The 26,489-nt window shown below is 59.7% G+C and carries 22 protein-coding genes; 14 read left to right on the top strand and 8 right to left on the bottom strand.

Going from position 1 to position 26,489, the window contains the following annotated elements:
- Nucleotides 1-13: 13 nt before the first annotated feature.
- Nucleotides 14-2,755 carry a serine/threonine-protein kinase gene (locus tag GLL_RS05685; RefSeq protein WP_011141097.1) on the bottom strand — a complete coding sequence of 914 codons (2,742 nt, stop codon included), beginning with the start codon at nucleotides 2,753-2,755 and terminating at the stop codon, nucleotides 14-16.
- Between the two features lie 240 nt (nucleotides 2,756-2,995).
- Here GLL_RS05685 and GLL_RS05680 point away from each other — a divergent pair, with 240 nt between their 5' ends.
- The 6 genes from GLL_RS05680 to fabF all read left to right on the top strand — a co-directional run bounded on the left by GLL_RS05680 (nucleotide 2,996) and on the right by fabF (nucleotide 9,863).
- On the top strand, nucleotides 2,996-3,811 hold the full coding sequence (locus GLL_RS05680) for an AfsR/SARP family transcriptional regulator (protein WP_164928681.1): 816 nt from the start codon (nucleotides 2,996-2,998) through the stop codon (nucleotides 3,809-3,811).
- 325 nt (nucleotides 3,812-4,136) lie between these two features.
- Nucleotides 4,137-5,612, top strand: a complete 1,476-nt coding sequence (locus GLL_RS05675) for an alpha-ketoacid dehydrogenase subunit alpha/beta (RefSeq protein WP_164928680.1) — start codon at nucleotides 4,137-4,139, stop codon at nucleotides 5,610-5,612.
- A gap of 65 nt (nucleotides 5,613-5,677) precedes the next feature.
- Entirely contained in the window at nucleotides 5,678-6,733 is a 1,056-nt protein-coding gene (locus tag GLL_RS05670; protein WP_011140874.1) for an IS4-like element ISGvi3 family transposase, read from the top strand.
- A gap of 30 nt (nucleotides 6,734-6,763) precedes the next feature.
- Entirely contained in the window at nucleotides 6,764-7,309 is a 546-nt protein-coding gene (locus tag GLL_RS05665) for a transketolase C-terminal domain-containing protein (protein ID WP_197530126.1), read from the top strand.
- A 6-nt stretch (nucleotides 7,310-7,315) separates the two neighbouring features.
- Complete coding sequence (locus GLL_RS05660; RefSeq protein ID WP_011141094.1) at nucleotides 7,316-8,470, top strand: 2-oxo acid dehydrogenase subunit E2; 1,155 nt, start codon at nucleotides 7,316-7,318, stop codon at nucleotides 8,468-8,470.
- 121 nt (nucleotides 8,471-8,591) lie between these two features.
- Nucleotides 8,592-9,863 (top strand): beta-ketoacyl-ACP synthase II, encoded by a 1,272-nt coding sequence (fabF, locus tag GLL_RS05655; protein ID WP_011141093.1) that lies wholly within the window; start codon nucleotides 8,592-8,594, stop codon nucleotides 9,861-9,863.
- 136 nt (nucleotides 9,864-9,999) lie between these two features.
- Here the strand turns inward: fabF and GLL_RS05650 are convergent, their stop codons facing one another.
- Complete coding sequence (locus GLL_RS05650) at nucleotides 10,000-10,602, bottom strand: sigma-70 family RNA polymerase sigma factor (protein ID WP_011141092.1); 603 nt, start codon at nucleotides 10,600-10,602, stop codon at nucleotides 10,000-10,002.
- A 17-nt stretch (nucleotides 10,603-10,619) separates the two neighbouring features.
- Between GLL_RS05650 and GLL_RS05645 the strand changes: the two genes are divergently transcribed.
- The 3 genes from GLL_RS05645 (at nucleotide 10,620) to GLL_RS05635 (ending at nucleotide 13,709) form a co-directional block, all read left to right on the top strand.
- Nucleotides 10,620-10,877 (top strand): hypothetical protein, encoded by a 258-nt coding sequence (locus GLL_RS05645; RefSeq protein ID WP_011141091.1) that lies wholly within the window; start codon nucleotides 10,620-10,622, stop codon nucleotides 10,875-10,877.
- Nucleotides 10,878-11,015: 138 nt separating this feature from the next.
- Nucleotides 11,016-12,209, top strand: a complete 1,194-nt coding sequence (locus GLL_RS05640) for an SRPBCC family protein (RefSeq protein ID WP_011141090.1) — start codon at nucleotides 11,016-11,018, stop codon at nucleotides 12,207-12,209.
- A 243-nt stretch (nucleotides 12,210-12,452) separates the two neighbouring features.
- Nucleotides 12,453-13,709 carry a rhodanese-like domain-containing protein gene (locus GLL_RS05635; RefSeq protein WP_011141089.1) on the top strand — a complete coding sequence of 419 codons (1,257 nt, stop codon included), beginning with the start codon at nucleotides 12,453-12,455 and terminating at the stop codon, nucleotides 13,707-13,709.
- A gap of 3 nt (nucleotides 13,710-13,712) precedes the next feature.
- Here GLL_RS05635 and GLL_RS05630 read toward each other — a convergent pair whose 3' ends face one another.
- The gene (locus GLL_RS05630; RefSeq protein WP_011141088.1) at nucleotides 13,713-14,207 is read right to left on the bottom strand and encodes an NUDIX domain-containing protein; all 495 of its coding nucleotides are present in this window, start codon (nucleotides 14,205-14,207) and stop codon (nucleotides 13,713-13,715) included.
- Nucleotides 14,208-14,287: 80 nt separating this feature from the next.
- Between GLL_RS05630 and GLL_RS05625 the strand changes: the two genes are divergently transcribed.
- Nucleotides 14,288-14,935 (top strand): NUDIX domain-containing protein, encoded by a 648-nt coding sequence (locus GLL_RS05625; RefSeq protein ID WP_011141087.1) that lies wholly within the window; start codon nucleotides 14,288-14,290, stop codon nucleotides 14,933-14,935.
- A 166-nt stretch (nucleotides 14,936-15,101) separates the two neighbouring features.
- Here GLL_RS05625 and sat read toward each other — a convergent pair whose 3' ends face one another.
- Nucleotides 15,102-16,280, bottom strand: coding sequence for a sulfate adenylyltransferase (sat, locus tag GLL_RS05620; RefSeq protein WP_011141086.1), 1,179 nt, complete (start codon nucleotides 16,278-16,280; stop codon nucleotides 15,102-15,104).
- 103 nt (nucleotides 16,281-16,383) lie between these two features.
- Between sat and GLL_RS05615 the strand changes: the two genes are divergently transcribed.
- The 4 genes from GLL_RS05615 (at nucleotide 16,384) to GLL_RS05600 (ending at nucleotide 18,534) form a co-directional block, all read left to right on the top strand.
- Nucleotides 16,384-16,551: a cytochrome b6-f complex subunit PetM gene (locus GLL_RS05615; protein WP_197530125.1), complete on the top strand. Its 168-nt coding sequence runs from the start codon at nucleotides 16,384-16,386 to the stop codon at nucleotides 16,549-16,551.
- Nucleotide 16,552: 1 nt separating this feature from the next.
- Nucleotides 16,553-17,137 carry a 2'-5' RNA ligase family protein gene (locus GLL_RS05610; RefSeq protein WP_164928679.1) on the top strand — a complete coding sequence of 195 codons (585 nt, stop codon included), beginning with the start codon at nucleotides 16,553-16,555 and terminating at the stop codon, nucleotides 17,135-17,137.
- Nucleotides 17,138-17,276: 139 nt separating this feature from the next.
- Nucleotides 17,277-17,510 carry a DUF2905 domain-containing protein gene (locus tag GLL_RS05605; protein WP_164928678.1) on the top strand — a complete coding sequence of 78 codons (234 nt, stop codon included), beginning with the start codon at nucleotides 17,277-17,279 and terminating at the stop codon, nucleotides 17,508-17,510.
- 76 nt (nucleotides 17,511-17,586) lie between these two features.
- A complete protein-coding gene (locus GLL_RS05600; protein WP_011141082.1) occupies nucleotides 17,587-18,534 on the top strand; it encodes a CHAD domain-containing protein in 948 nt (315 codons plus the stop codon).
- Between the two features lie 6 nt (nucleotides 18,535-18,540).
- Here the strand turns inward: GLL_RS05600 and GLL_RS05595 are convergent, their stop codons facing one another.
- The 4 genes from GLL_RS05595 to GLL_RS05580 form a co-directional block, all read right to left on the bottom strand.
- A complete protein-coding gene (locus tag GLL_RS05595; RefSeq protein WP_011141081.1) occupies nucleotides 18,541-19,995 on the bottom strand; it encodes a bifunctional orotidine-5'-phosphate decarboxylase/orotate phosphoribosyltransferase in 1,455 nt (484 codons plus the stop codon).
- 544 nt (nucleotides 19,996-20,539) lie between these two features.
- A complete protein-coding gene (locus GLL_RS05590) occupies nucleotides 20,540-22,786 on the bottom strand; it encodes a M56 family metallopeptidase (RefSeq protein ID WP_164928677.1) in 2,247 nt (748 codons plus the stop codon).
- 52 nt (nucleotides 22,787-22,838) lie between these two features.
- Nucleotides 22,839-23,549, bottom strand: coding sequence for an ABC transporter ATP-binding protein (locus GLL_RS05585; RefSeq protein WP_011141078.1), 711 nt, complete (start codon nucleotides 23,547-23,549; stop codon nucleotides 22,839-22,841).
- A gap of 132 nt (nucleotides 23,550-23,681) precedes the next feature.
- Nucleotides 23,682-26,453 (bottom strand): bifunctional acetate--CoA ligase family protein/GNAT family N-acetyltransferase, encoded by a 2,772-nt coding sequence (locus GLL_RS05580; RefSeq protein ID WP_011141077.1) that lies wholly within the window; start codon nucleotides 26,451-26,453, stop codon nucleotides 23,682-23,684.
- Between the last annotated feature and the right edge of the window lie 36 nt (nucleotides 26,454-26,489).

The following is a 26,489-nucleotide window of genomic DNA, read 5'->3' as shown; positions in this document are numbered from 1 at the left end:
TTAGCACTGGGTGTTACAATTCTTGGGCGAGCGCCCGCAAACGCATCTTCTCTATCTGTGCCCTGAGATCGGTCAGAAGTTGCTCGAAACGCTTATCCCTGCGCAGGTTCTCGAAGATTGGGTCAAATTGCAATGTATGCACGTCGCGGTAGCCGTTTTTGATCGCTTCGCGCAGCTGGACCACTGCCGCTTCCCGTTCTCCGCCCAGGGCGTGAATTACCGCCATATCTCGAAAGTACAGCCATTCTTCATTGCCCTCGGCAATGCGCTTGCGGTCAAAATCCAGACTCTGCGCGAGCAGGCGGTGTGCCCGCTGCGGTTGATTTTCCTGAAGTGCGAGATACCCGAGGGCGGTCCGTGCCCGCAAACTGGTGTCGCCCGCATCCTCCAGGTCCGTGGTCTCGGTGAGCTTGAGCATCCTCTCGTAGTAGCGGCGCGAGCGTTCCCAGCGCCCGCTCAGCCGCTCCGCCGTCCCCGCCAGACTCAAAGCCTCCGCATTGTTCGGCTCCTCTTTAAGCACCTGCAAGGCGATCTGCCGGGCCTCATCGTACCGCCCCCGAGGCAGATACGCGCGGCCACGGCTCACATGCAGTCTCGCTCCATCCGGGATGAGGGCAAGACCCTTATCGATCCAGACATCGCCCTTTGCGGCTTCTCCCAGTAGCCAGTAGTAGGAAGCAATCGAGCGATAACAACCGATGCACAGCGGATTGACCCTGACCGCCTTTTTCATCCAATACAGACCTTCATCCAGCCTGCCGAGGCTGGCCAGGATGGCCGAGTAGTTGTACATTGCCGAGAAAAAATTTGGGTTCAAGTCGATGGCCCGGCGATACTCCGCCATCGCCTGGGGCTGGAGGCGCAGTTCCATCTGCGAGTAACAGGCAGCCATGGCGTTATGGGCCTCGGCCAGACCGGACTCCAGAGCAACGGCGCGGCCCGCCTCCCGACAGGCGGCCTCGCGCCACGACACCTTACCGCCGTAGATAAACCGGTTGAGATAGCCGACGGCCAATCCGCTCCGGGCAAGGGCGAAGTCGGGGTCGAGCGCCAGGGCCTGCTTGAAAAAACCGATCGCGTATTCGTTGTCTTTGACCGTAAAGCGGTTGTTGTACTCGCGTCCGCGCAGATAGTACTGGTAGGCCATGGCGTTTTGGGCAGGCGCTCGCGCCAAGCGGATCTTTTCCTCGGGTGTAAGCTTTGCTTTCATGGCTGCGGCGATCCGCTGCGCCACTTCCGTCTGGATTGCAAAAATATCCTGCAGTTTCCGGTCATACTGCTCCGCCCACAACTGGGTGCCGCTGCGGGGGTCCACCAGCCGGGCGGCGATGCGGACGCGCTCGCCCGAGCGCAGGACGCTGCCGGTGAGTACGCCGGTGGCTCCCAGGTCGCCGCCGATCTGAGCAAGGCTACTGTCGCGGTACTGCATCGCCGCCCGGTCGGAGATGACCGTGAGCGCCGCTACCTTGCCCAGATGGGTGGTGAGGCTGAGGGTGAGTCCATCTGCAAGGCGCTCGTCGCCGGTGCTGCCCCGCTCGCTAAAGGGCAGCACCACCACGGTTTTACCGGAGGCCGCCAGCAAGCGCTCCTCCAGCAACGACCAACCGTAACCGCTCGCCAGTGCCAGTGCCGCCGCAGCCAGAGCGGTACTCACTCGGTGTCGGCCGAGGAACTTGCGGGCGCCGTAGAGCCAGGAGACACCGCGGGCTGTGACTGGCCGACCGTCTAAATAATTCCTGATATCTGCGGCGAAGGCATCGACTGAGGGGTAACGCCCTTCCGGCTCCACGGACATGGCTTTGCAGGCGATGCTGTCGAGTTCTTCAAGCTGACTGGATTGGGGTCGGGCAGCAGGCTCCGGCCCGGGGCGAGGAGGCCGACTGCCGTGGAGCAATTCGTAGAGCACCACACCCAGGGCGTAGATATCGGTGATTGGGGTGATTGCCCCCCCGTGTAACTGCTCGGGCGCGGCGTACTCGGGGGTGAGCGCTCCTCCGGTGACCCCGGCGGGCTGTTCGGTCCCGACCGTAAGGCTTGCCTCCGGCGCGATACTCTCTGCATGCTCCAGGAGCTTGGCGACACCGAAATCGAGCAATCGAGGCATTCCCTCCGCCGTCACCAGGATGTTGCCGGGTTTGAGGTCACGGTGGACTATTCGCCGCTGATGGGCGTAGGAAACTGCCCCGCACACCCCCAGGAACAGTTCCAGCCGGGCGCGCACGGCGAGGCGACGACGCTCGCAGTAGCGGTCGATCGGTTCGCCGTCGATGTAGTCCATCACCAGGTAGGGCAGCCCCCCGGCGGTCGTGCCGCCATCGATCAGGTGAGCGATATTCGGATGATCGAGGTCCGCGAGGATCTGCCGCTCCAGGCGGAAGCGCCGCACCAGTGTCTCCGTCCCGAGCTCGGCGCGCAGGACTTTGATGGCGACCTGCTTGCTGTACTGCGCGTCCGCCCGCTCCGCCAGATAGACGCTGCCCATCCCGCCTTGGCCGAGTTTGCCCACCACCCGATAGGGGCCGAGATTGTCTCCTGGCTGCAGAGTTGGTATGGGCTCCTCCAGCAGTTGGACCACCGGGCGGTTCAAAAAGTTTTCGCTCTCCCGGTGGTGCTCCAACAGCGAAAGGGCCTCCGCCAGCATCTGCGCACAGTCCGCGCAGGAGCGCTCCAAAAAAGCCCGCCGCTCATCGGCAGGCTTTTCGAGCGCCTCGGCAAACAGGTTTTTCACCCGTTGCCACTGTTCAGTCGTCAACACGATTCCACTATCTGGACGCGCGAAAAGTTTACTCCGGCGCGCTTGCTGTCGGCGGTGTTTTTGCCGACAAACAGGGACTTGGCCCTGCGCCCGCTAAAAAATGCTTCAATGCCGAGCGATCAATTCATCGACGTTTGTCGCGTTGTTGGGCAGAGAGGAGTTCTACCTCGTAACTCCTACCTTGCCTCGCGTGGGGTTTGACGATTCGCACGGCGCATGGCGCCGAAGGAAAGGATACCTGTGCAGAAGTTGCCCTGTAAGACCCCATATCACCCGTCGGCAAACGCGGCCGACCCGAGTGAAACGCTGCTGCCACTGCGCATCTACGCCCTGGGTACGGCTTCGGTGTACCGGGGCGAGTACGCCCTGACGGCTGCCGACTGGACCTACGCCAGGCCCCGGGAGCTGTTTTTCTGCCTGCTGCTGCGCCGCTTTGCCACCAAGGAGCAACTCGGCCTGGCGCTGTGGCCCGACGCCTCGGCGCTGCAGTTGCGCCGCAGTTTTCATACCACATTGCACCATCTGCGCCGCGCCCTCGGCCCGTCGGACTGGATCGTCTACGAACACCAGCGCTATACCTTCAATCGCCGCTTACCCTACTGGTTCGACGTCGAGGAGTTCGAGGCTCACTTTGCCGAGGGGAAGCGGCTGGAAAGCTCTGCCCCCGAGCGGGCCATCGCCTGCTTCGAGGCGGCCGCGGGCCTTTACGAGGGCGAATTGCTCGAAGGGATGATCCAGAGCGAATGGTGCCTGCAGAGGCGGGAGGAACTGCACAGGCGGTTTGTGGAGGCGCTGTTTGCCCTGGGACAACTGTTGAGCACCATCGGGCGGAGTTTGCAAGCCGCCGACGTCTACCTGCGCATCGTCTCTTGCGACAATCTGCTGGAGCGCGCCCACCGCGAACTGATGCGCTGTTACGCCTGCCTGGGAGAGACGGGTCTAGCGCTGCGGCAGTACCAGACCCTGGTGCACCTGTTGCGCCGAGAGTTGGACTCCCCGCCGGCTGCTGAGACAACCCGCCTTTTCGAAGAGCTGCGCCGGGGCGAGAATCTCTAAAAACAAGGTCACCGACCCATCTGCAAAGTTTGTAGGAAAGTTTTTTACATTTAAGCGCTTCTGATAGCGCTTAAATGAGTGAGAGTGATTGTGCAATCTCAGAATTTTTGCAAAGAGGCGAGTCCGGGCAAAACAATTTTTCCACCGAGCGATCAAATGGTCGGCGTTTGTCGCGTTGTTTAGACAGAAGGGATATTTGGAGAACATACTCTGCGCTCCAAGCTCAGCTAAACCGAGGGCTCATAGCGATTTGACCAAGCCAGAAATAGGCATTGGGTGTTTCAACACCGCCTATCAAATCAGGTGAGGAATAGAGGATAAAAACATGACGCAGAATCCACTGTGCGACAGAGTGATGAGGATCTCAGATCAATCTCTCACAATTCCTTTGAAAGAATTACTGAATTTGATGTTGATTGTACGTGAAGGTGATTTGCGTGAAGGGAATCTGATGCGCCAGGGAAAAGGCTGGATTCATATCCCAGGGATGGGGCATGAATCCTTGATTGCCATCACCCACCATTTGCATCGTGAAGATTATCTTTTCACGTACTATCGAGATCGCGCATTGATGCTGGGAAAAGGTTTCACAGCTCAGCAGTTAGCCTGGGACTATTTTGCCTGCGCCAAGTCTTCGACCGGTGGGCGAGGCATGCCTGTTCACTGTTCAGCTAAACATCTGAATATTTTCCCACCTGCTACACCGACCGCAAGTCAATGCTTACCTGCTGTCGGCGCTGCATGGGGGATCAAACATTCTGAAAAAACCGATGTGGTGATCTGTACTATTGGGGATGCCTCCGTTAGACAAGGTGAATTTTATGAGGCAGTTTGTATGGCGGTTCAAGAAAGGCTGCCCGTGATATTCGTAGTTGAAGATAATGCCTATGGAATTAGCACATCTACCAAACATCAACTTCCATTCCGGTTAGGCATATTCAATGAAGAGATTTTCGTTCGAGTCGATGGACGACATCCTGCGGAAATTTTCAATCACAGCGGACAAGCCATTACCAAGGCAAGACAGGGAAATGGGCCTACAATTCTTTGGGTTGAATTGGATCGGTTGGTTTCCCATACCAATTCTGATGATCATCGCATCTACCGTCCGAAAGAAGAGATCGATGCGATGCTGCAACGGGATCCACTTTCTGTACTGGCCAGACATCTAATCAACGCTGGAGAGCTAACAGCAACTGAATGGCAGGCTTTGCAGTTTAAAACTGCAATGACGATCGACGAGATTTATCAGCAAGCCGAACGGGAAAACTCCCCAAACCCTGATCAGATTTTGGTTCATCTATATGGCTCAAAAGTTGATCATCAATGTGTTCCTTTCCAACCCGTTGAACGAACCACAACGATGGTTGCGGCCATAAACCAGACTCTGCGAGAAGCATTGCAACTTTACCCTCAAATGATCATGTTTGGTCAAGATATTGAGGATCCTAAAGGGGGAGTCTTTGGCTTTACCAAAGGGTTGAGTAGTCAGTTCTCACAGAGAGTTACTAACTCGCCTTTGGCAGAAGCAACCATTGTGGGCGTTGCAGCAGGGTTGGCTGCAACGGGTTACAAACCTGTATTTGAGTTACAGTTTATAGACTTCATTACTCCCGCTTTTAACCAATTGGTGCAACAAATTGCCACGCTGCGCTGGCGATCACAGGGCGACTGGAGTTGCCCAATGGTACTCTATGCGCCCTACGGAGCCTATCTACCAGGTGGAAGCACTTGGCACAGCCAGAGTAATGAGGGGTGGTGGACACATATTCCAGCAGAAGTGTTGAATGTCAGGAATTGATCCTACAAAAACAGCTCGAAGTCGTGTAAACTTCGAGCTGTGTTCAATTTCATTATGTTGAGACAATGCTACTCGATTTTCCGCAACTTGTCAAAACCGCTCTGTCTTCCTTGCCCAATGATGATTTTCCTGTTCTCGATTCCAGGCTCTTTTTCAGTTGCTGGCTTGCCCTGGTGATGGACAAAAGTACCGTCAGCATGCGGGACCTCTTCAAACGCGTCAACCACACTGGCATCCCCGTCGATATCTCCACTTTTTCCAAAGCCTGCAAGTCCCGCTCTCTCCAAATCTTCGAGCAGTTGTATCAGGCCTTGCTGGTCCGGGTCAGGCGAGAACTGCCCGCTAAAAAACTACATCCTTGCCCAATTGACTCGACGGTAGTCGGCTTGACAAGCAAATTGCTATGGGCACAAGACTATCACCAGGTCAAACTGCTCACCTGCCTTGAACACGGCAGCGGCGCCACCGAGGGTAGCCTGATCAACTTTGGCTACGACCACGATTCCAACTTCGTAAATGATATGCTTGAAGCGATTCCTGAAAATGGCGTAGGTATATTCGACCGGGGCTTTGCAGGACTGGAATATCTAAAAAATGCCCAGGCATCAAGCAAATATTTTTTAATGCGCATCCCGAGCAATTACAAGCTCACCTTCGAGGGCAATGCTGGCCAGATGCGGGTGGGAACGGGCAAAGAGTCCGGGGTGTATCGGGTGGTCAACTTCTGCGATATCGAGAACCGGGCTGAGTATCGATTGGTCACCAATTTGCCTGCCGAAGGCGAATGGTTAGTCAGGGACGAGGAGGTGATGGAACTGTACCGTCAACGCTGGCAAATAGAGCTGTTATGGAAGTTTCTGAAAATGCATTTGAAGCTGAAGCGGCTGATGACAAAAAATGAGAATGGTATCCGGATGCAGCTCTACATCACCCTGATTGCCCACCTGTTGCTGGAACTGGTGAGCGTGCCGAAGATTTGGGGGAGCCAACGGTTGGATAAGTTGCGCTACTTGCAATGTTGTATGTGCCAAGAAATCAGTTATGTGCATTGGCTAGGAAAATTACTCGGTAGCCAGAGGCGTAGAGCGCGGCTGCCCAGAGCGTGTACATATGTCCATTGATTCAACATTTCTGATATTCCAGGTATTCGGGTGGCCGTTCCCAGCACACCCACCGATGCAGTTGGGCTTTTTTGGTCTGCATTTCAGGATGAAGATCCATCGTTGATATTGATCCCGAAGCACATCATGAGGATGCGGACGCCTGTGGAGAACTATCAAGCTATTCCGTGGGGAAAAGCTGCAATTAGGCGGGTAGGAGGCGATGTCACGGTCGTAACGTGGGGAAACTGTTTGGAGTTGGCGGAGCAAGCAGCTGAACGATTGTCAAGTGAGGACATTTCGATCGAGATCATTGACCTGCTTACGCTTGTGCCGTGTGACTGGGAAACGATTGAAAAATCCCTTTCAAAAACTGGACGGTTGGTTGTGATCAATGAGGACAGTCGTACGTGTAGTTTCGGTCAGGCTGTCATCACAGAAATGATCTCCATGCCAGAACGTTTTAATTACTTTTTGTCTCCACCGCAACTGGTGGCACGGGCGGATGTGCCTATTCCTTACAATCCAGTCTTGGAGTATGCCGTGCTGCCCGACTTGACAAGGGTGTTAGAAGCAATTTATACAACTCTAGAGTAACGGCAGATGGTCATCACAGAAATCAAGATTCCCCAGTTGGGAGAGGGTTTGCAGGAAGTTTTGATTGACAGACTACTCAAGCGCTCCGGTGAGCACATCAAGCGGGATGAGGCAATCTACGTCATAGAGACGGACAAAGCTCTGATGGATGTGGAGTCACCTTATGAAGGAGTGATTCAAGAATGGCTGGTGGAAGAAAATGATGTTGTCCTCGTTGGAAGTCCAGTTGCACGGATCCAAACCATTATCGAGCATTCGGCCGCCCCGCACTTGGAGCCACGAAAAGCGGAGTTTCCTGAAACGAAGCCAAAATCCCAGATTGCCCCTTCCTCTTCGGCCGTAATTCCGCCACGAACCCGCGCCTACTGTAAGCAGTTGGGGATCCCTGAAGATGAGATGCTCCAGATCTCAGCTCTAACGGAAAAGCTGATGCCACGGGATGTAGACAAATACGTTGCTGCGAAGTCAAACCCAGAAATTTTACCGAGTCTGGAGCAAGTTCGTTGCGATTACCTGGAGCGCTCTATATCCGGCAAACAGAAAACACTGCTCTATCGACTCAAGCGCAGCACTGAATTGGTAGTGCCGGGGACCATTTCACGCCCAGTGGCTTGGTTTCGCCTTCAAGAAGGGATTCAGATTCTCACGAACAGAGGAGATTCTCCTTTGCCTTCTGAATTTCAGATGTTCGCCTATTGTGTAGCACAAGCAAGTAAGAAACACCCCAAATTTCGTTCTGTTTTGACAGGTGAAAATTCGGTTCGAGAGTACCGTCTTCTAAACCTGGGGATTGCGATTGCCAGACCCAATGACGAACTAATTACGGCAGTGATCCCTGAGGCAGACTGTTTGAGCCCTGCAGCATTCGCAAATACAGCACGGCGACAGATGAGAAAAGCAATCAAAGAAGGAGATCAAGCTTCTGAGTCAACCCAAATCACCTTGTCATACCTTGGTGAATATGGAATTGTTGACGCAACACCTGCCCTGGTAGCCCCTGCAGTCGCTGTCATGTTCATCGGCTCAACCTATGGGCAGGCGGGTAAACAGGTTGCCAACATAGCATTGACTTTCGATCATCGCTTGATCAACGGAGCTGGGGCCGCACTCTTTTTGAATGATATCGCTCAGCAAGTCGAATCTTTTTCAAGTGAATTATGAATAAAACGGCTAAGTTGTCTGACAGCCCAGACGGCCCAGGTTTGCTGCAAGCCTAACCGAAGGTTGGTGTAGCAATAACCAGCTTAAGAAACTTTTCACTGGCCGAGATAGGAAATAAGAAATGAAAAGCAGGAATCAAAGAGAGTTAAAGCGCGTTGTCGTCACAGGCATGGGATCAATTACTCCTCTACAAAATGATCCAGAATCCTTCTGGCAGCAGTTACTTGTTGGCAGATCTGGGGTGAGTCGGATCACGTACTTTGACACATCGCATCATCGTTGCCAGATTGCTGCTGAAGTAAAGGGGTTTGAGGCGTCAGATTATCTATCATTAAAAGCAGCTAAGCGCACCGAAAGATGTATTCAGTTCGCTATTGCCGGGGCTAGGCAGGCCCTTGACGATGCTCAATTTTCGATCGATGCACTGAATGCCAGTCAAGTGGGGGTCGTGATTGGTACAGCCATTGGGGGAATCCGAATCTTCGAAGCACAAGCAAATGTTTATGCCCAGAAAGGACCAGATCGTTGCAGTCCCTTTTTGACGCCGATGACGATTTGCAATATGGCTGCTGCTCAGGTCGCTATTCAAATTGGAGCGACGGGGCCATGTTTTTGCCCAGCTACTGCTTGTGCTGCCGGTTCCAATGCGATTGGAGATGCTTTTCGGTTAATTCAGTTGGGGCATGTTCAAGCAGTGATTGCTGGAGGCACCGAAGCGCCCATCACACCATTGGTCATCGCAGGGTTTGAAGCTGCTAGAGTTGTATCTACTCTCAATCAGGAACCGGAAAAAGCTAGTCGACCTTTTGATAAAAGTAGGGATGGATTTGTCATTGGAGAAGGTTCAGGAATCCTTTTGCTTGAGGAACTTGAACACGCTCTCAGGCGCGGTAAAAAGATATATGCAGAATTGATCGGATATGGAGCTAGTTGTGATGCACATCATATCACTTCTCCTTTACCAACCGGTGCTGGGGCAGCTCAGGCAATGCGACTGGCTATCGAGGATGCCGACTTATCTCCTGGCCAGGTCAATTACATTAATGCCCACGGCACTAGCACCCTTGCTAACGATGCAATGGAAATTAAAGGAATTAGTCTTGCATTTGGAGAACTAGCTCCTCTGATTCCTATCAACTCCACCAAATCGATGACTGGTCACCTCTTAGGAGCAGCGGGGGGGATTGAAGCTATCGCAACAATCATGACGATCACTAAGGACCAGATCCCTGCCACGCTCAATCTCCAAAATCCTGATACTGAATGCGATCTCGATTTTGTGACGAAGGAAAGTCGTCACAAAATTGTGGATGTAGCGATGTCAAATTCATTTGGATTTGGGGGACATAACGTATCATTAATTTTTCGCAAGTTCCCCGGCATGCTTGAATAATCTACGCCGCGGTTTCCAGATTTGTACTACACGGGGTAAGCGAACGGAATGACCAATCGCCGGGCGATAGTGCTCGAACAGTTGCTCCGGGCTCAAATGCGGTTGGAGGCTGAGGTGTTTGGGCATGAAGTACACTTCACTCGGAAGTCTCATCACCCAGTTCCCGACGCAGCCAAGCGCGGGCGAAGGCCCAGCGGCGGGTAACCGCTCCTGCCGACAGACCCAGTACCTCGGCAGTCTCCGAGATGGTAAGACCGGCAAAATAACGCAACTCGACCACCCGGCACTCCTCGGGCGAGTGGATAGCCAGCCGCTCCAGCGCCGCATCCAGGATCAGCAGATCGATATCGGCCTCTGGCGCGGCCACCGCGAGGGATTCATCCAAAGACAGCATGCATGCCCCGCCACCCCGCTTGTGTCGGGCGCGGGCGCGGGCGTAATCCACCAGTACCCGTCGCATCAGGTGGGCCGCCACTCCGAAAAAGTGGGCGCGGTTCTGCCAGCCCTGGCGCTGGTCGATCAGCCTCAGATAGGCCTCGTTGACGAGGGCCGTCGGCCGCAGGGTATGTCCGCAGCGCTCCGAGCGCAATAGATGCCGGGCCAGTTGGCGCAGTTCGCCTTCAAGAATCGGTGCCAGGCGGTCGAGAGCTTGTCGGTCTCCGCGCTGCCAGTTGCATAGTAGTTGTGTGAGATCACCTTCGCTCCCAGCCTGGTGGCCGTAGTCCTCAACGGTACTCATGCGCTAGTTCTCCAGCAATGGCCGAAAAAGTGAGCCTCGAACGCCTCGACATCGAACCAGTAGGGCAGGCGGCGGTGTACGGAGCCTGCCAGGGCAACTTTTGCACAGGTATCCTTCCCTTCGGCGCCCTGCGCCGTGCGAATCGTCCAACGCCATCTAAAATACGAAGTCACCCGACCGGCAGGATCGTTTATCGCTGGGAAAATTTCGAGAATCCGACCTTCTGGGTGTGCAGGCGCAGGATAGGCGGCAGAGTTTTTGATACCTACACCTGAAGAAATAGTCCCTTCGGCTGTTAAATCAATTCTCCGGACGGGACGAACGCAACATTTCTCACTTGCGGTGGATGGAAAAGGCTAGTTGTCTTGTAAAGCTGGGTGTAATAAGCAATCGAACCTGATCAGGAGGCATTCATGGCAATCGGTACCAGTGATACCGTTGCTGCCCACGGCAACCACAGGGTGAGCATCGATATCGCCGCCCCCCCGGAGCTGGCCTACGCCCTCTGGACCCAATTTGAAAATTTTCCCCGTTACTTCCGCCACATCCTGGAGGTGCGCACGGCTCCAGAGAACCGTCTGGTGCAGCACTGGAAGGGCAAAATCTTCGGCATCGAGCAGGAATGGGACGCCGAAATCAGCACCCTCACCCCCAACCGGGTAATCGCCTGGCGCTCGGTAAAAGGTTTCGAGAACAGCGGTTCGTTGACCTTCGAACCCCGTGCGGGCGTAGGTACGCAGCTGACTGCTCAGATCGGCTACGACCCGCCCATGGGTGCCCTGGGCGATATCGCCGAAGCGGTCTGGGTGAAAAATCGCTTCGACGAAGGCTTGCAGGAGGATCTCACCCGCTTCAAGACCTACTGCGAAGGAATCTACGGGCGCATTGCCGAACGAACCCAGAAGGGTGAATCGATGGAAGCGGCTTTGCAGGCGGTGCTGGCAGGCGAAGAAGGCATGATCGCCCAGGACTTGCCCACCCGTATCGAACCGGCCGAATACGACATGGACCATGCCCCGCGGGGCGGGGTGATTACCACCACCGAATTGACGAATCGCCTCGGCTGGGGGGAGGTGGCCTTCACTCTGCTCGATGTGCGTCCGCTGGAAGCTTACAAAGCGGCCCACATCCAGGGGGCAAACGCCGCGCCGTTGGAGTCTCTGGAGGAGATTGCGCGCGAAATCACCGCCCCGATGAGCGGCGAGGGCGATCGGCAGTTGATCGTCTATTCCGAAAGCGGCGACGGCCTCAGTGCCGTTGCTGCCCAACGCCTGCTTGCAGTTGGCTACACCAACGTGCTCGATTACACCGACGGCTTCGCCGCCTGGCGCTCGGCGGGTCAGCCCGTCGAGACACAGACCATGGGTCAGATCCAGAGCAAGGGGTTGCCCGAGCGCGAGGAGTACATCGATCGCGTGATCACCGCCCCGACCCCCAACGACAACCCGGTGGTGGGCAGCACGGCCGACGGCCAGGAAAAGGTCAAGCCCCAAGCCTACGGTTCCCCCATGGGCCGTGCTGGCGAGAACGCGGCCTTAAGCGAGGAAGAGTTCCTGCGCAGGCAGGAACAGAGGGACGAGGACAGCGCCAAGACCGATCCCCGCTAGCTTGCCGCTTGCAGCCGCGCCGTTGCGCGGCATGTCGAATCGAGACAAACCGGCCTGGGTAGCGAATGCCCGGGCCTTTGTTTTTGCAATCCAACATCCCAATTAGGGATCAAAAAGAAAAATATAAAATCTACATAGTTTCTACCAGTATTCGCCGCTCAAAATTCTGAAGACAAAGGCTCTGAGCGACTTGGGCAAACAAAATTCTTGTGATAAAAGTGTCTTAAATCCAGGGAGACTGCCATGGCGTCCGAAGCGACTACGGTCCGCGCTCCACACCGCACCACCGTGGAAGTCCAGGCAAAAGCGGAACTGCTCTATTCGCTGTGGAAACAGTTTGAATGTTCGCCGTTATTTTTCCACCACGTCAAAAGCGTCGAACTCGATCCCACTAACTGCCACATCCAGCGCTGGAGCGGCGATATCGGCGGTACCGCGCAGGAGTGGACGGTCTATATTACCGAACTAGAACCCAACCGCCGGATTGCCTGGCGCTCGGTGCAGAGCGACTTTGAAAACAGCGGATCGGTGACTTTCGAGCCCTCCCCTGCAGGGGAGGCGACCCGACTCACCGTCGAAATGTTCTTCGAACTGCCCACGGCACTCGAAACCGACGGCCCCGAGGCGCTCCAAGAAACCTTCGCAGCCCATCTTGCAGAGGATCTCAGCCGTCTGGGGCCGATGGTGGAAACGCTCGAAGCTCGGCTCGACAGCCATCGGTTGGCAGGCGAGCCGCTCGACGCAGCGCTGACGCGCTTGCTCCGCAGCGAAGCCGGGTGGCCGGAACGTTTGGCAAAAGGCAATGGCAACGATCCCGCTGCTGTGTTTGAGGCGAGCGGTGTCTTTGTGCATGCCGGTGCCCGCCACATCGACGCTTCTGCCCTGCTCGCACTGCTCCAAAGCGGTAACCCGTTGCTGCTCATCGATGTGCGCTTCAGCAGCGACTACGAACAAGGGCACATCGAAGGAGCGGCTAATGCTTCCCTGGATAGACTTGAATTGTTTGTCTACGAGCAGTTCGAGCAGATGGAAAGCACCCTCGAACTGCCCGTCGTGCTTTACAGCGACCTCGACGGCATCGCGGCGCGTGGGACGCTCATCCTCCAAGAAGCGGGCTACTTCCCGGTCCTGGAGTACGCGGGCGGTTTTACCGAGTGGGAGGCGATGGGCCTGCCCGTCTGCCGCTACGCCGAGGAAGAAGCGGAGGAGTCGCCGCAGGTGGGTACCTCCGAGCCGCCGGCCCCGGCCGAGTTCCCCACCGCCTCGGGTCCAGAGCCGGCGGCGGCTTTCGAGCTTTTAGCCGCGTCCGCGACGCTCCTGGCCGAGCCGGACCAGACCCCGTTCAACCCATGGACGCCGTCTGCAGAAGAACACCTGCCACCCGGCGGCGAAGAGCACTTTGGAGCCCAAGCCGACGAGATGCTTGCTTTTGCGGACCTCTCGTCGGCCGAGGTGCAGATGCCGATGGACGACGAGGAGGACGAGGACGCTCCATTTTGAAGTTCAGTCGAGGCCCGCGCCCATCAAGCACTTGACCACGTAGGGGTGCAGTCCGTCCGCGATGCGCTGCACCCAGAGATATTCTTCGTGGAAGCGATCGAGCACGGGTGCTCCGACCGCGGCGACCGGATACAAAAAAAAGCAGCTGTTGATGCTGTGGATCGGGATACCCGAGGGACCGTCCGGAAAGATCGTCTCGGCGGTGTGGATGATCGGCCCCACGTGGCATTCGATGCCGACCTCTTCGAAGGCTTTGCGCCGGGCGGCATCCTTCATCATTTCGTTCTTGAGCACCCGGCCTCCGGGTACCCACCACTGCCCCATCGCCGGGGGCACCTTGCGCTTGACGAGCAGGACCGCACCCTGGGCGACGATAGCCACATCCACACAGGCGATGGGCAGATTGGCGAGAATCTGGTCGTACAGCGGTTGGGGAATAAACGTGTCGGGCAATGCGGGCGCGGCGGCAGCGGCGGCTTTGGGCGGCATTCTCTTCATTCGGACCTGTTGTCGGGTGGCAAAGCGGAATCGATGTTTGCGCGCCCGCTATTGTAACGGAGCCCGATTCCCGGGTAAAGATGATTTTTTGGTATACTGTCCCCGTCCTGCCCGCGCGGTTGGTCCGCGACGCGGCGGGACGACTGCACCACCCGCACCAAATTCTCGAAAGCTTCATGAGCAGCGAAAGCCTCGATTCCTGGCAAAAACTCGACAGCGAGACCCTCGGCACCAACCCCTACTGGAGCTACCGGCGCGACCACTTTCGGACCGCCGGGGGCAATACGGGTATATATTACTATGTCCAGACGCCCGGCTCGGTGCTGGTGGTGCCGTTGATGGACGAAAAGACCGTCCTGATGGTGCGCCAGTACCGCTACTTGCGCGATTGCGAGAGCCTCGAACTGCCGGGGGGCGGGCGCAAAATCGGTCAAAGCGCCCTCGAAGGCGCCCAGAACGAGTTGCGTGAGGAAACCGGCTTTCGGGCGGCACTGTGGCAGGAAGTGGGCGGCTTCAACCCGTGCAAGGGCCTCACCGACGAGTGGTGCACGGTGTTTGTCTGCCGCCAATTGCAAAGCGATCCCCTGGAGGGCGAAGACCCCTTTGAAGTGACTGCCGCGGTGCCGGTGGCCGTCGCCGATATCCCCTCCAAAGTGGCCGACGGCGAGATCTGGTGCGGCATGACCGTTGCCGCCTGGTTTCTGGCGGCCCGGACGCTCACAGACTGACAAACGCCGCGGCCAGTTGGGGCGCGAAAGGCTCGAACAGACCCTTTAGCTCGGGCGGATAGCGCAGGACGACATGTTGAATGCACCGCCTTTGTGCAAAAAACCCAGGTAGCGCCGATTGATCTGATCCGGCGCTACCTGGGCTGGGTTGAAACCCCAGGAGGGTTTACTGGCCTTGCTTCTGGATCGCCTCGATGAGGATTCGGGCCACCTCGGGGCGGGTGAATTCCGGCGGCGGCTCGAGACCTTCGCGCAGCATCGCCCGCACCTTGGTGCCGGAGAGATGAATCCGGTCCTCGGGGCCGGAGGGACTGGTCTTGGTGGTGGCCATGCCCGCGATGCGCTTGCAGTAGAAGGCGTGCTCGAACATCAGCGGCGTGATCCCCAGATCCTGCGGCTCGAACTCGTAGAAGATGTACTGGGCGTCGTAGGTGCCGTAGTAGTCGCCCACCCCCGCGTGGTCGCGCCCGACGATGAAGTGGGTGCAGCCGTAGTTCTTGCGCACCAGGGCGTGGAAAATCGCCTCGCGCGGACCGGCGTAGCGCATCGCCGCCGGGTTGATGGCGAGGATCACGCGGTCGAGCGGGTAGTACTTCTCGATCAGCACTTCGTAACAGTGCATGCGCACATCGGCGGGGATGTCGTCGCTCTTGGTGGCACCGACCAGCGGGTGCAGGAACAAGCCGTCGACGATCTCCAGGGCGCACTTCTGGATGTACTCGTGGGCGCGGTGAATCGGGTTGCGGGTCTGGAAACCGACCACTGAACGCCAGCCCTTGTCGATAAACGCCTGGCGCGAATCGGCCGGGTCGAGTTGGCGGGAGGCGAACAGCGGGTGGGGACGGCGCTCCAGGAGCATAATCGGACCGGCCAGATAAACATCGCCCTGGCCGTAGACCACCTTGACGCCCGGGTGCTTCTCGTCGGTGGTGCGGTAGACCATTTCGGCCTCGCGCAGCTTGTCGTAGGTGTACTTCTCAGCCAGGTCGAGAATGCCCACCAGGGTACCGGTGCTGTCCTCCAGACCGAGGCTCTCGCCAATTTCGAGCGTCTCGGCCACCTCGGCGCTCACCGGCAGCGTAATCGGGATCGACCAGACCACGCCGCTGGTCAGGCGCATCTTCTCGACCACCGAATGGTAATCTTCGCTGCCCATGAAGCCGGTCAGGGGCGAGAAACCGCCGATGGCGATCAACTCCAGATCCGAGACGGCCCGATCGTCGATGCGAACGCGCTTAAAGCCCCCGGCGCCGTCCTGATACTTCTGCCGTTGCTCAGCGGTGGCCACCTGGTTGATGAGCGTTCCGCCATGCGGAGCGATAGTCTGTTTTGGGGCGCTGCTCATAACTTGTTGTAAAGAAATTCTGCAGTCAGATTACCACTGGTGCGGCTAAACTGCGTTGCTATCGCTACAAATGCGTGAAGTTTTGTGTGCATTTGGGCTGCTGTTGCGTAGGATCTTGGCAATTTGGTACAAAAGCACCAACAACGAGGGAGCCGAGGCGATGACGGGCGAGATCTTTTTTGTAGCAGGGTTGGTTTTCGTACTGACGCTGGTGGGTATGGCCATCGGTTTTGGTGTCCTCAAGCTGCGCGGTGAGGGCAAAGAAGCCTGAAATGGCGAAGGCGGGCGCTTCTGGAGTCCGGGGGGGCGCCGGGGAGCACGATCGCTATTTCGTGGCGGTGCTGCCTCCAGGGGTAATTGCCCAGGAAGTCGAGCGCATCCAGCAGATTTTTGCCGACCATTTTGCCAGTTGCGGCGCGCTGAGATCGCCACCGCATATTACGTTGCAGCCGCCTTTCGAGTGGCCCGCTGCGGAGCGGGAGTGGCTTGAGGATTGTCTGCTGAATTTCGCCGACAAGCAGCCCCGTTTTGTTGTGGCATTGTCGGGATTTGCGGCTTTCCCGCCGCGGGTCATCTATATCGATGTGGTAGCCAATGCAGCCCTCGAAGCTTTGCAGATCTCCCTTGCGGAGCGATTCGAGCGGGTGCTGGGCGTCGTCGAGAGGTCGCGCTCCCGGCGTTATGTTCCCCACATGACCGTTGCTTTTCGGGATTTAACGCAGGAAAACTTTGCGCGCGCCTGGCCTCAATTTAAAGACCGGCCGTTGTCCATGGAATTTGCGGTGCACCGTCTAACCCTGCTGATGCATGGGGGTGGGCGCTGGCAAGTCTGCAAAGAATTTGCGTTGCAACCGTAGGCGCCCGTGGGCGTTTTGCTGAAGTCCGCCCCTGGAACGGATTGCTTGTGTCTTTTGGTCGATGGATTGTCGGGACTGATACGACTACAACAAAAGAGTGCCCCGCTGGGGAACATGTCGTCGATGGCAAGGCTTGTGCATGGCTGAAGGGTTGGGATTGCTGCTATTCTTGGCCGGGGTTGTGGGTACCGCCTTTGCCGGCTCGCTTTGGCCCGCCGCTCGGCAGCATGTGCCCGAGCCGCTCGGGCGGTTGCCGGGGGACGTCGTCTACAGCGGCGGCGGAGTGACGCTTTACTTTCCCTTGATGACGAGCATTTTATTTGCCGTTGTAGGCAGTGCTGCAGTGTGGAGCGCTCTGCGGCTGGTGCGCTAACGCGCCTTCGATGGTGGCGGTGATTGGCCTGGCGGTGGGCTAACTTGGAGTATTGGTACACGCAAGGAAGGCAAAGATGCCATTTGAACTGTCGGCTTCGCAACCGGTTGCGCAAGAAATTCGGCGCATTGTCCGTGAGCAGATTGCCGAAGCGCTCGAACTGTTGGGCACCCGGTACGACGAGCAACCCGAAGCAGCCGTGCACTCCGCCCGCAAGCTGTTCAAGCGGTTGCGCGCACTGCTGCGCCTAGTGCGCGCCGAGTTGGGAGCGGGCAGGTACAAAGGCGAAGACCGGGTCGTTCAGCAGGCCGGACGGGCGCTCTCCGAGGCGCGCGACGCCCACGTGCTTACCCAGACGCTGGCCAAGGTGCGCAAGGACCAGGTAGGGCCATTGCCCGACGGTTTGTTTGACGCCCTCGCGGACGCCATCGACCGCAATGCTGCGAGCACCCAACTTGACCGCACGGCCGTTACCGACGTTGTCGTGGCTCTGGTCGGCCTACAAGAGCGGCTTGCAGACTGGCCGCTGGAGCGCGAGGGATTCAAGCTTCTCGAGGACGGTCTGCTGTGGGTCTACCGCGAAGGTCGCCGGGCGATGAAGGCCGCCTTTGCCGATCCCGACCCGGAGCACTTTCACACCTGGCGCAAACGCGTCAAAGATCTCTGGCACCAGTACGAGGTGCTCACCCCGCTCTGGCCGGAATTGCTGGCGCCCTGCGCCACCCAGGCCCATCAACTGGCCGACTACCTGGGGGACGACCACGACCTGGCAGTCCTCTATGAGACCGTCGCAAAGCAAATCCCCGTCGATTATGCCGCCGAGGGAGCCTGGCTGCTGAGTGACATCGATCGGCGGCGCACCGAGTTGCAGCGGTTGGCAAAGCCCCTGGGGATCAAGCTCTACGCCGAGACGCCCGGCGCCTTTGTGCGGCGTTTGGGCGCCTACTGGCGAGCCTGGCAACGCAGCGAGCAGGGCCTCGCACCATCGCAAAGGACCGAGCCTGCGTTGCAAAAGTTGGCCTGAGGCGGCTCAACTCGCGCTCGCAAGCTTGTCTTCGCCGAGGGCGGCGTACTGGCTGTCGTCGATACGTCCAGCCTGATGCAGAGTGCGGGCGATACGTTCAAAGGGCAGTACGGCGTAGGCATTGTACCCTTGCGATTGCAAAAAGGCGCTCGCCTCAGGACCGTGCTCGATGAGCACGACGATATCGCGGACCACCAATCCGACGGACTGGAGCTTGCGCGCCCCTTCTACGGCGCTGTTGCCGGTGATCAAGATGTCGTCGATCACCACGACCGTTTCGCCCGGATAGAAGGTGCCCTCGATCGCCCGCCGGGTGCCGTGGGCTTTGACTTCCTTGCGCGGGAAGATCAGCGGCCGGTTGAGGTGAAGCGCCAGTCCGGTGGCGGTGGGCAGCGAGCCGTAGGGAATTCCTGCGATGCGATCGAAGGACAGGGTGCTCAAGATTTCCGCGTAGGCGAGCAGCACCTGCTGAAAGAGCTGCGGGTTGGAGATAATCCGCCTGAGATCGATGTAGTACGGAAACACCGCACCGCTGGCCTGGACGTACTCGCCGAAGAGAATACAGCCGGTGTCGAACAGCTGCAAGGCCAGATCCAGGAGCCGATCGGTTTCGATGAGGCAGACATCCGGTTGCCAGAGGGTGCAGCTGCTCGGTACATCCCCGGGGACAGTCCGGATCGCTTCAATTTCGCAGCGCAGCGCTGCGACGCTGAGGCCAGGAGTGTCTGCCCCCAGACACTCCTGGGGCACCGGCACCAGCAAACCGGCCCCCGCTGCATCGAGGCCGGCGGCGAGCATCGACGCGAGCGCCCCCGGCGGTGCGGCCCAGAGGCTGCGCACCATGATGAGCCGCTCGGGTGCGGCGGCGCGCACGCGCGCCAGGATCTCCGGCCGGACCGTACCCACCTCCAGGCCCAGTTGTTCGGGCAGACCCCAACCCCTCGCCTCGCGGACCACCTGTTGATACAGCGGCGGTTGCTGGCCCGGGTGCGCTTGCATCGCCTGGGCCGCCGGATTGGCGGTGTGGCAGAGGACGAATACCCCTTTGCGCGGGTAGAGCAAAAACGGCGCCACCGCATCCTGACCGGCAAAGGGATTGATGGTGACCGCATCGACCCCCCAGTCCTCAAAGAACGTGCGCGCGAGCTGCGTACCGGTGTTGAGATCGCCGTGTTTGGCATCCAAAATGACCGGCAGGTGCGGCGGGATCCACTCGAGCACCTCCAGCAACAGGTCGATCCCGGCCGGACCGAGGGCCTGATAGAAACCGAGGGTCGGTTTGAAGGCGCAGATAGAAGCGGCGGTCTGCTCGACGAGGGCGCGCATCCAGTCGCGCAAAGCAGCAATCGACGCGGTCCGGCCGTAGCGCTCGGGCAGCATCTCGGGGTTGGGATCGAGGCCGACAAACAGCAGACTGCCTTGCTGCGCGATGGCCTTGTCCAGTTTGTCGAAAAAATTCATGGCTCTATACCGCCGCCCTTTGGGCCATGATAGGCGCAGTTATCGACTCCAGCGGCATGCCCCAGGACAAACCTCCCGGTTTTTCGCTGCACCGGTTGCAGCCGCTGGAGCGTTTCAGCACGTTTTTCTGTGCGAACGGAACTGAAAAAAAGGGTGCCAGGGGCAAACCATTGACCATCAGGTTGTCACGTCCCTTGAACGGCTTAACTTCCCAACACAATCGCAGCCCAACGGCGAGCAAGCCTCTTCGCCGCAGTCGACACGCGTCGTGCACGCACTGGAAGAATAAGCCCGTCCCACCCACCAATTCTCATGCCCACCGTGCCGATAAGTCCGGGGGGTGTCGGGGGGCTGGCAGCCCCTCGACGCGGGGAGGGGGAGAGCGCGAGAGGGGAACCCGAAGGGGGTTCCGCCTCTCGCTCCACAGACCCTCGTGCCAAACCCAGCAAACCCCCAGCCAACAATCTTCAAGAACCTGCCGCCAGTTTGCCGATTTCCCCCGCCAGTGCGTCCAGTTCAGCCAATTGCGATGTGGAGCGAACGACTAGAGCTGCTCGACGGCCAGCCGGCCCAGCCGGGTGAGGACGCGACGGCGGTCGGTGGCCGAGGGAATCGAATCGCAGGCCCGGTAAAAGGCAGCGAGCAGCGTCGGGTCGTGGGTAGTGGCGACTTGCGGGGCCATGCGCAACAGCAGCCGGGCGCGGTCGTCACTCGAAGGAATACTCTGCATCGCCTCCAGAATGCCCAGGATCACCGGCCGATAGCCGCCGCCCTGGTGTTCGAGCAGCCGCGAGAGCACGCGCCGCTTGTCGCTGGAGGAACTGACCCCGGCGTAGGCGTCAAAAAAGGCGGCAAGGCCCGCTTCGCCAAGCGGCAATGCCGCCGCCTTGAGCAACACGTTCGCTTTGTCGCCGCTCGCCGCAATGCCGTGCACCGCTCTTAGGGCACCGCGGGTGACGCTCTCGCTCGGGGGCAAATCGAGCAGTTCACCCAGCACGCGCCGCCGGTCACCGGAGGAAGCGAGCGTATCGATCCCCTGCAGCACCCCCGCAACAATGGCTTCGCTTTCGGGCGGCGGCAGGTGGAGCACCTCGACAAGCACCCGGCGCTTGCTGCTGTCCGCAGTCAAGCTCTGGACACTGCGCAGCACCCGCAGCAGGACACTCTCCTCCAGATCAGATCTTTCAAGAACCGTAGAGAGCACCCGACGGCGATCGTCGTCAGCAGGCAAACCCTCGATCAGTCTAAAAAAAGCGGGCGTGAGCGGTGCAGCGTTTTTTGCTTCGCCCTCGGCGTAAGCTCCCAGGGCGCGGGCGCGATCGGAGGCCGACGGCATCGATGCAATCGCAGCAAGCACCTCCTGGGGCGAGGGAATCGCCTCCTCCAGCGTCTCGGTGGCAAGCACGACGCCGCTAAACTCCCGCAAAGCCTCTTCCTCGTCATCGGGAACGGGAATTTCGATCGGATCTTCGCCACGGCGAGCCACTTTCGGGGCGGTGCGCTCCGCCACAGCCCGCTTCGCCATCCGCTCGAACTCGGCTTCCATGCGCGCGTACTCCGCCTCGTGCCTGGTGTGTTCGAGCTCCAGGCGGGCGTACTCGGCCTCGCGCCGTTGTTCGGCGCGCTCCAGTTCTTGGCGGGCGCGCTCGAAGTCGGCGGCAAACGCCCCCGAATCGAGGCCCAGATCCACCAAGAGATCCGCTTCAAAATCGAGAGCGGCCTCGGAGCGAGGGACCAACACCACCGGCACCATCTGCACGGCAAAGGCCGAAGCGCTCAACAGCACCGCCGCCGCCGCCAAAATCGGCGAGGAGAGCCTGGGCCGGGTGTTGCGGTCGCGCTTGAGCAGCATTTCGACCCGCCGCCGGATCTGGGAAGTGCCGCTCAGCACCCCGGGTTGCAGCCGACTCGTCCCAGAAGCGCGCGTCAGCTCGATCAACCGGGCCAGGCAGGCGGCGTAAGGGAGCGGTTTGCCGGTCACGGCGATCACAGCGTCGTCGCAGGCGATCTCCCGCTCGGTATCGAGCCGCCGGGCGATCCACAGCACGGCGGGGTGAAAGAAAAAGATGGCCTCGATCAGCTTTTGCACCAGATTGGTCCAGTCGTCCCAGCGGCGCAGATGCGCCAGTTCGTGCAAAACGATCTGCTCCAGTTCGCCATCGCTCAGCTGTGCCAGCAGCGCCTCCGGGAGGATCACCGTCGGGTTAAAAAGACCCACCGCCACGGGCACCGGCACGTCCCGAGCGCTGCACAGCCGCACCGGTCGGGGGGTGGTCGCAAGCCACGGCTCCAGAGCCTCGCGATAGGCGCTCTGCAGCGGCATACTGCGCGCTTTGAGCCGCTGCAGAGCGCGTAAGCTGTTCAGGACGCCGGCCAACCGATAACCGGCAAAGCTCAACCAGATTCCAACCAGCCCCACAGGCCAGCTGTCGGGCACCTGCGGCAATTGCCAATCGGAATCGCTTGGAGCCGGGGCGGAGGGTGCTTCCACGGGCGCCGCAATGGAGACGGCGGCCGGAGCCCCCGCAACCGCAGAGGCAGGTACCACCCGTTCCACCCCTTTGGGAACCGGGGCAGGGACGGTGGGCAGCCGCCCGGATACCAGCGGCAGGACGGCCACCGTCACCAGCACAGCACACCAGACAGCGTAGCGGGTCGCGGCATTGAGGCGCTTTGCCGAAGCCATCGGCATGGCCACCACCGCCGTCAGCAGGGCACCCTGCCATAGACCGTTGAGCAATGCCTCGGCAATCGCGGCTGAGAGATCGACAAACACGCTCAAGTGGGGCATGGCGGCTCGTTGGGTGTAGGAAGCGGTGGAGCGGGTACTTTTTGAGTGCGTTTCACTGGGCTTGCACCGGCACGGCATCCGAATGGACGACGCGCCCGTCCAGCAGGTGGATGGTGCGGCTCGCGCAGCGGGCAAAGCGCGGATCGTGGGTGACGATGCAGATGGTGGTGCCGCCCCGGTGCAATTCGCCCAGAAGCTCCATCACCGTTTCACCGTTGGCCGAATCGAGGTTGCCGGTCGGCTCGTCCGCCAGCAAAAGCGGCGGCCTTCCCGCCAGGGCGCGGGCGACGGCGACGCGCTGCTGCTGGCCGCCCGACAGTTGGGCCGGACAGTGTTTGCGGCGGTGGGCGAGGCCGACGCACTCCAGGGCCGCTTCGACGCGCCGCTCGCGTTCGCCGGCCGCAAGCCCCCGGTAAGTCAAGGGCAATTCGACGTTCTCAGCGACACTCAAATCGCCAATCAGATTGAACGCCTGAAAGATAAAGCCGATGCGGCGGTTGCGCAGGCGCGAACGCTCGCTGGGGCCAAGCCGGGACATCGGCTTTCCTTCAAAAAAATACTCGCCGCCGGTGGGTGTATCGAGCAGGCCCAAAATCGACAGCAACGAAGACTTGCCGCAACCGCTCGGACCGGCGATCGCCACGTACTCGCCCGCCCCGACCGTCAGACTCACCTCCGAAAGGGCGCGCGTCTCCACGGCATCGGTGACAAAAACCCTCGAAACGTTCTCCAACTGGATCAGCGGTCGGTAGTCGGTGCTCATGGGGCAGAAAAATCGCATAGGGCCGAAAAGGCGCAACAACCGTGAATTGCCCGTGTCTACTAAATTATTAATTGCTCTTGCGCTCAGCCTACCGCCCGCTCCGTGGACCTGTCAACTAAGTAATTAATAGCCTCAGGTTAGTTCGAGCACGGCGAGCTGGACGGGGTCGCCCGGCCGTTCGACCAGTTCAAATCCGAGTCGGGTGCAAATGCGCTGCATCACCAGGTTGGTGGTCAAGATTTCGGCGCGGATGGCGCCGAGGTTTTCGTCGCGGGCCACGGCGATGAGCCGTTTGAGCATTTCGGTGCCCAGTCCCTGGCCGTGGAGCCGGTCGCTGACCATCATCGAAAATTCCGCCCGGGTGGTGCCGGGGATTTTGCTGAGCCGCCCCACGGCGACGATCTGCGCCCGCCCGCTTTTGGGGTCGTGAATTTTGGCCACCAGGGCCATCTCCCGGTCGTAATCGATAAAGCAAAGCCGGGCGAGGCGTTCGTGGGCGACGCGGCGGCTGAGCTTGAGAATCTGGAAGTAGCGCTGGTAGACGCTTTCAGTCGAGAGGCTCTCGTGGAAGTGCACCGCGAGCGGTTCGTCCTCCGGCCGGATCGGTTCGATGAGCACTTCGGTCCCGTCGCGCAAGGTCCAGGGGGTGCGGTACTGGAGGGGGTAGGGCCGGATGGCGGGCCGGGGCAGATCGCCGTCGGGAATCGTTTCCGGGTGCAGCACGACGCGGGCGTCGAGGGCAATCAGCGTCGGGGCGTCGCTGTCGCCGGGTCGGGCCAGTAATGGATTGATATCGATTTCGCGGATGCGCGGCTGCTCGGTGACCAGTTGGCTGAAGCGCACCAGGAGCCGCTCCAGGGCGGCGAGATCCACGGGCCCCCGGCCGCGCACCCCCAGCAGCGCCCCATAGATCCGCGTCTGCTCCATCATCCGCCGTGCCAGGGTGGTGTTGAGGGGTGGCAGACCGAGGGCGCGGTCTTTGAAGACTTCGACCAGTTGTCCGCCGGTGCCGAAGAGCAGCACCGGCCCGAATTGGGCGTCGATGCTGCTGCCCAGGATCAGTTCGTAGCCGTCGAGGCGAACCATCGGCTGCACGCTCACCCCCAGAAAATGGGGTTTCTGCGGGGAGGGTTGGAGTTTGCCCGCCCGTTCCTGCACTTCCACCGCCCCGGCGACGGCGCGGTAGGCGGCGCGCACGGCCTCTGCGTCCCCCAGGTTCAGGTGCACCCCCTGCACGTCGGTTTTGTGGGTAATCGTCTCGGAGTGCAGCTTTACAACCACCGGGTAGCCGATCGCCCCCGCGGCGGCGACGGCCGCCTCTTCGTCCGCTGCTACGCGCGTCTCGACCGTCGGGATGCCGTAGGCAGCCAGCAGCGCTTTGGCCTCGAATTCGGTGAGCAGCGTCCTGCCCGCTTGCCGGGCGGCGGTGAGTATCCCTTCGGCGGCGGCCCGCTCGATGCCTGTGTCCGCTTCTGTGGCGGAGGGCGTCTCGTAGATGTCGCGCAGGTTGTAGCTGTAGAGCCCCATGTAGTTGAAGATGCGCGCGGCGGTATCTGGATAGGTGTAGGTGGGAACGCCCGCGCGGTTGAGCAACGCTTCTCCCGCCGCCACTTCCGCTCCTCCCATCCAACTGGCCAAAATCGGCTTGTGGTGCAGTTCACGGGCGCATTCGACCAGTTGACGGGCGGTCTCGGTGGGTTGGCTCATCGCCTGGGGGGTGAGGATCACCAAAAGCCCGTCGCTACCCGGATCGCGGGCGGCGGCGGCGAGCGCCTGGGTGTAACGCTCGGGTTCGGCGTCGCCCAAAATGTCGATCGGATTGCCGTGGCTCCAGTGGTCGGGCAGCAGTTTGTCCAGTTCGGCGACGGTCTCGGGCGACAGTGCCGCCAGTTCGCCCCCCGCGCCGACGAGGGCGTCGGTGGCGAGCACCCCCGGCCCGCCCGCGTTGGTGAGGATGGTGAGCCGGCGCCCCCGCGGACGCGGCTGTTTGGCGAGCACTTCGGCCATATTGAACAGCTCCGAGATGCTCGCCACCCGCAGAACGCCCGTGCGCCGGAAGGCGGCATCCAGCACCTCGTCGCTGCCGGTGAGGGCACCCGTGTGGCTGGTGGCGGCCTGGGCCGCCGCCGCAGTCCGGCCCGCCTTGATGACGATGATCGGCTTGGTGTAGGCCACCTCCCGCGCCGCCGACAAAAACGAGCGCGCGTCGCCGATCGATTCCATGTAGATGACGATGCTCTCGGTGCGGGGGTCATCCCCGAGATAGTAAATCCAGTCGCCCCAGCCCACATCGAGCATCGAGCCCATCGAGACGAAGGCGCTGAAGCCGACGTGCTCGCGAAAGCTCCAGTCGAGAATCGACGTGCAAAGAGCACCGCTCTGGCTGAGAAACGCGAGGTTGCCGGGGTTGGCCATGGCACCGGCAAACGTGCCGTTGAAGCCCAAATGCGGGTTCATCACCCCCAGGCAGTTGGGACCGACAATCCGCATCCCGCCCTTGCGCGCCTCGGCAAGCACCTGCCGCTCCAGTTCGGCCCCCGCCTCCCCCGTCTCCCGAAATCCGGCGGAAATGACAATCGCCCCCGGCACTCCCGCCTCGGCGCATGCGCGGATCACCCCCGGCACCGTGGCGGCCGGGGTGACGACGATGGCCAGTTCCACCCGCTCACCGACCGCGGCAATGGTCGGGTAGGCTTTGACACCCAGCACGGCGGGCCGCTTGGGGTTGACCGGAAAGACCGTGCCGCCGAAGGGATTGCTCAACAAATTGGCGAGGATCGTGCGGCCGACGCTGCCCGGCCGGTCGGTGGCGCCAATTACCGCCACACTTTTGGGAGCAAAGATGAGATCCAACGGTCGGCGCATCGAGCGCAAAACGTCCTGGGCCGGATCGGCGGTGAGCATCCTGGAGCACCTGAGAAAATCTTTCCCATGCTATCG

It is taken from the genome of Gloeobacter violaceus PCC 7421, assembly GCF_000011385.1.
In the GTDB taxonomy this organism is placed as follows: domain Bacteria; phylum Cyanobacteriota; class Cyanobacteriia; order Gloeobacterales; family Gloeobacteraceae; genus Gloeobacter; species Gloeobacter violaceus.
Note: the sequence above shows the minus strand (reverse complement) of the source record. Positions and strands in the feature narration are given on the sequence as shown.

What these genes read in the sequence shown, in the direction of transcription:
- GLL_RS05585 (WP_011141078.1), bottom strand. Translation starts at nt 23,549, where the DNA reads ATGAGCACCGACTACCGACCGCTGATCCAGTTGGAGAACGTTTCGAGG.
- GLL_RS05605 (WP_164928678.1), top strand. Translation starts at nt 17,277, where the DNA reads ATGGCTGAAGGGTTGGGATTGCTGCTATTCTTGGCCGGGGTTGTGGGT.
- GLL_RS05595 (WP_011141081.1), bottom strand. Translation starts at nt 19,995, where the DNA reads ATGAATTTTTTCGACAAACTGGACAAGGCCATCGCGCAGCAAGGCAGT.
- GLL_RS05600 (WP_011141082.1), top strand. Translation starts at nt 17,587, where the DNA reads ATGCCATTTGAACTGTCGGCTTCGCAACCGGTTGCGCAAGAAATTCGG.
- GLL_RS05625 (WP_011141087.1), top strand. Translation starts at nt 14,288, where the DNA reads ATGATTTTTTGGTATACTGTCCCCGTCCTGCCCGCGCGGTTGGTCCGC.
- GLL_RS05635 (WP_011141089.1), top strand. Translation starts at nt 12,453, where the DNA reads ATGGCGTCCGAAGCGACTACGGTCCGCGCTCCACACCGCACCACCGTG.
- GLL_RS05660 (WP_011141094.1), top strand. Translation starts at nt 7,316, where the DNA reads ATGGTCATCACAGAAATCAAGATTCCCCAGTTGGGAGAGGGTTTGCAG.
- GLL_RS05590 (WP_164928677.1), bottom strand. Translation starts at nt 22,786, where the DNA reads ATGCCCCACTTGAGCGTGTTTGTCGATCTCTCAGCCGCGATTGCCGAG.
- GLL_RS05640 (WP_011141090.1), top strand. Translation starts at nt 11,016, where the DNA reads ATGGCAATCGGTACCAGTGATACCGTTGCTGCCCACGGCAACCACAGG.
- GLL_RS05630 (WP_011141088.1), bottom strand. Translation starts at nt 14,207, where the DNA reads ATGAAGAGAATGCCGCCCAAAGCCGCCGCTGCCGCCGCGCCCGCATTG.
- GLL_RS05670 (WP_011140874.1), top strand. Translation starts at nt 5,678, where the DNA reads ATGCTACTCGATTTTCCGCAACTTGTCAAAACCGCTCTGTCTTCCTTG.
- GLL_RS05610 (WP_164928679.1), top strand. Translation starts at nt 16,553, where the DNA reads ATGGCGAAGGCGGGCGCTTCTGGAGTCCGGGGGGGCGCCGGGGAGCAC.
- GLL_RS05645 (WP_011141091.1), top strand. Translation starts at nt 10,620, where the DNA reads ATGGCCGAAAAAGTGAGCCTCGAACGCCTCGACATCGAACCAGTAGGG.
- fabF (WP_011141093.1), top strand. Translation starts at nt 8,592, where the DNA reads ATGAAAAGCAGGAATCAAAGAGAGTTAAAGCGCGTTGTCGTCACAGGC.
- sat (WP_011141086.1), bottom strand. Translation starts at nt 16,280, where the DNA reads ATGAGCAGCGCCCCAAAACAGACTATCGCTCCGCATGGCGGAACGCTC.
- GLL_RS05580 (WP_011141077.1), bottom strand. Translation starts at nt 26,453, where the DNA reads ATGCTCACCGCCGATCCGGCCCAGGACGTTTTGCGCTCGATGCGCCGA.
- GLL_RS05675 (WP_164928680.1), top strand. Translation starts at nt 4,137, where the DNA reads ATGACGCAGAATCCACTGTGCGACAGAGTGATGAGGATCTCAGATCAA.
- GLL_RS05650 (WP_011141092.1), bottom strand. Translation starts at nt 10,602, where the DNA reads ATGAGTACCGTTGAGGACTACGGCCACCAGGCTGGGAGCGAAGGTGAT.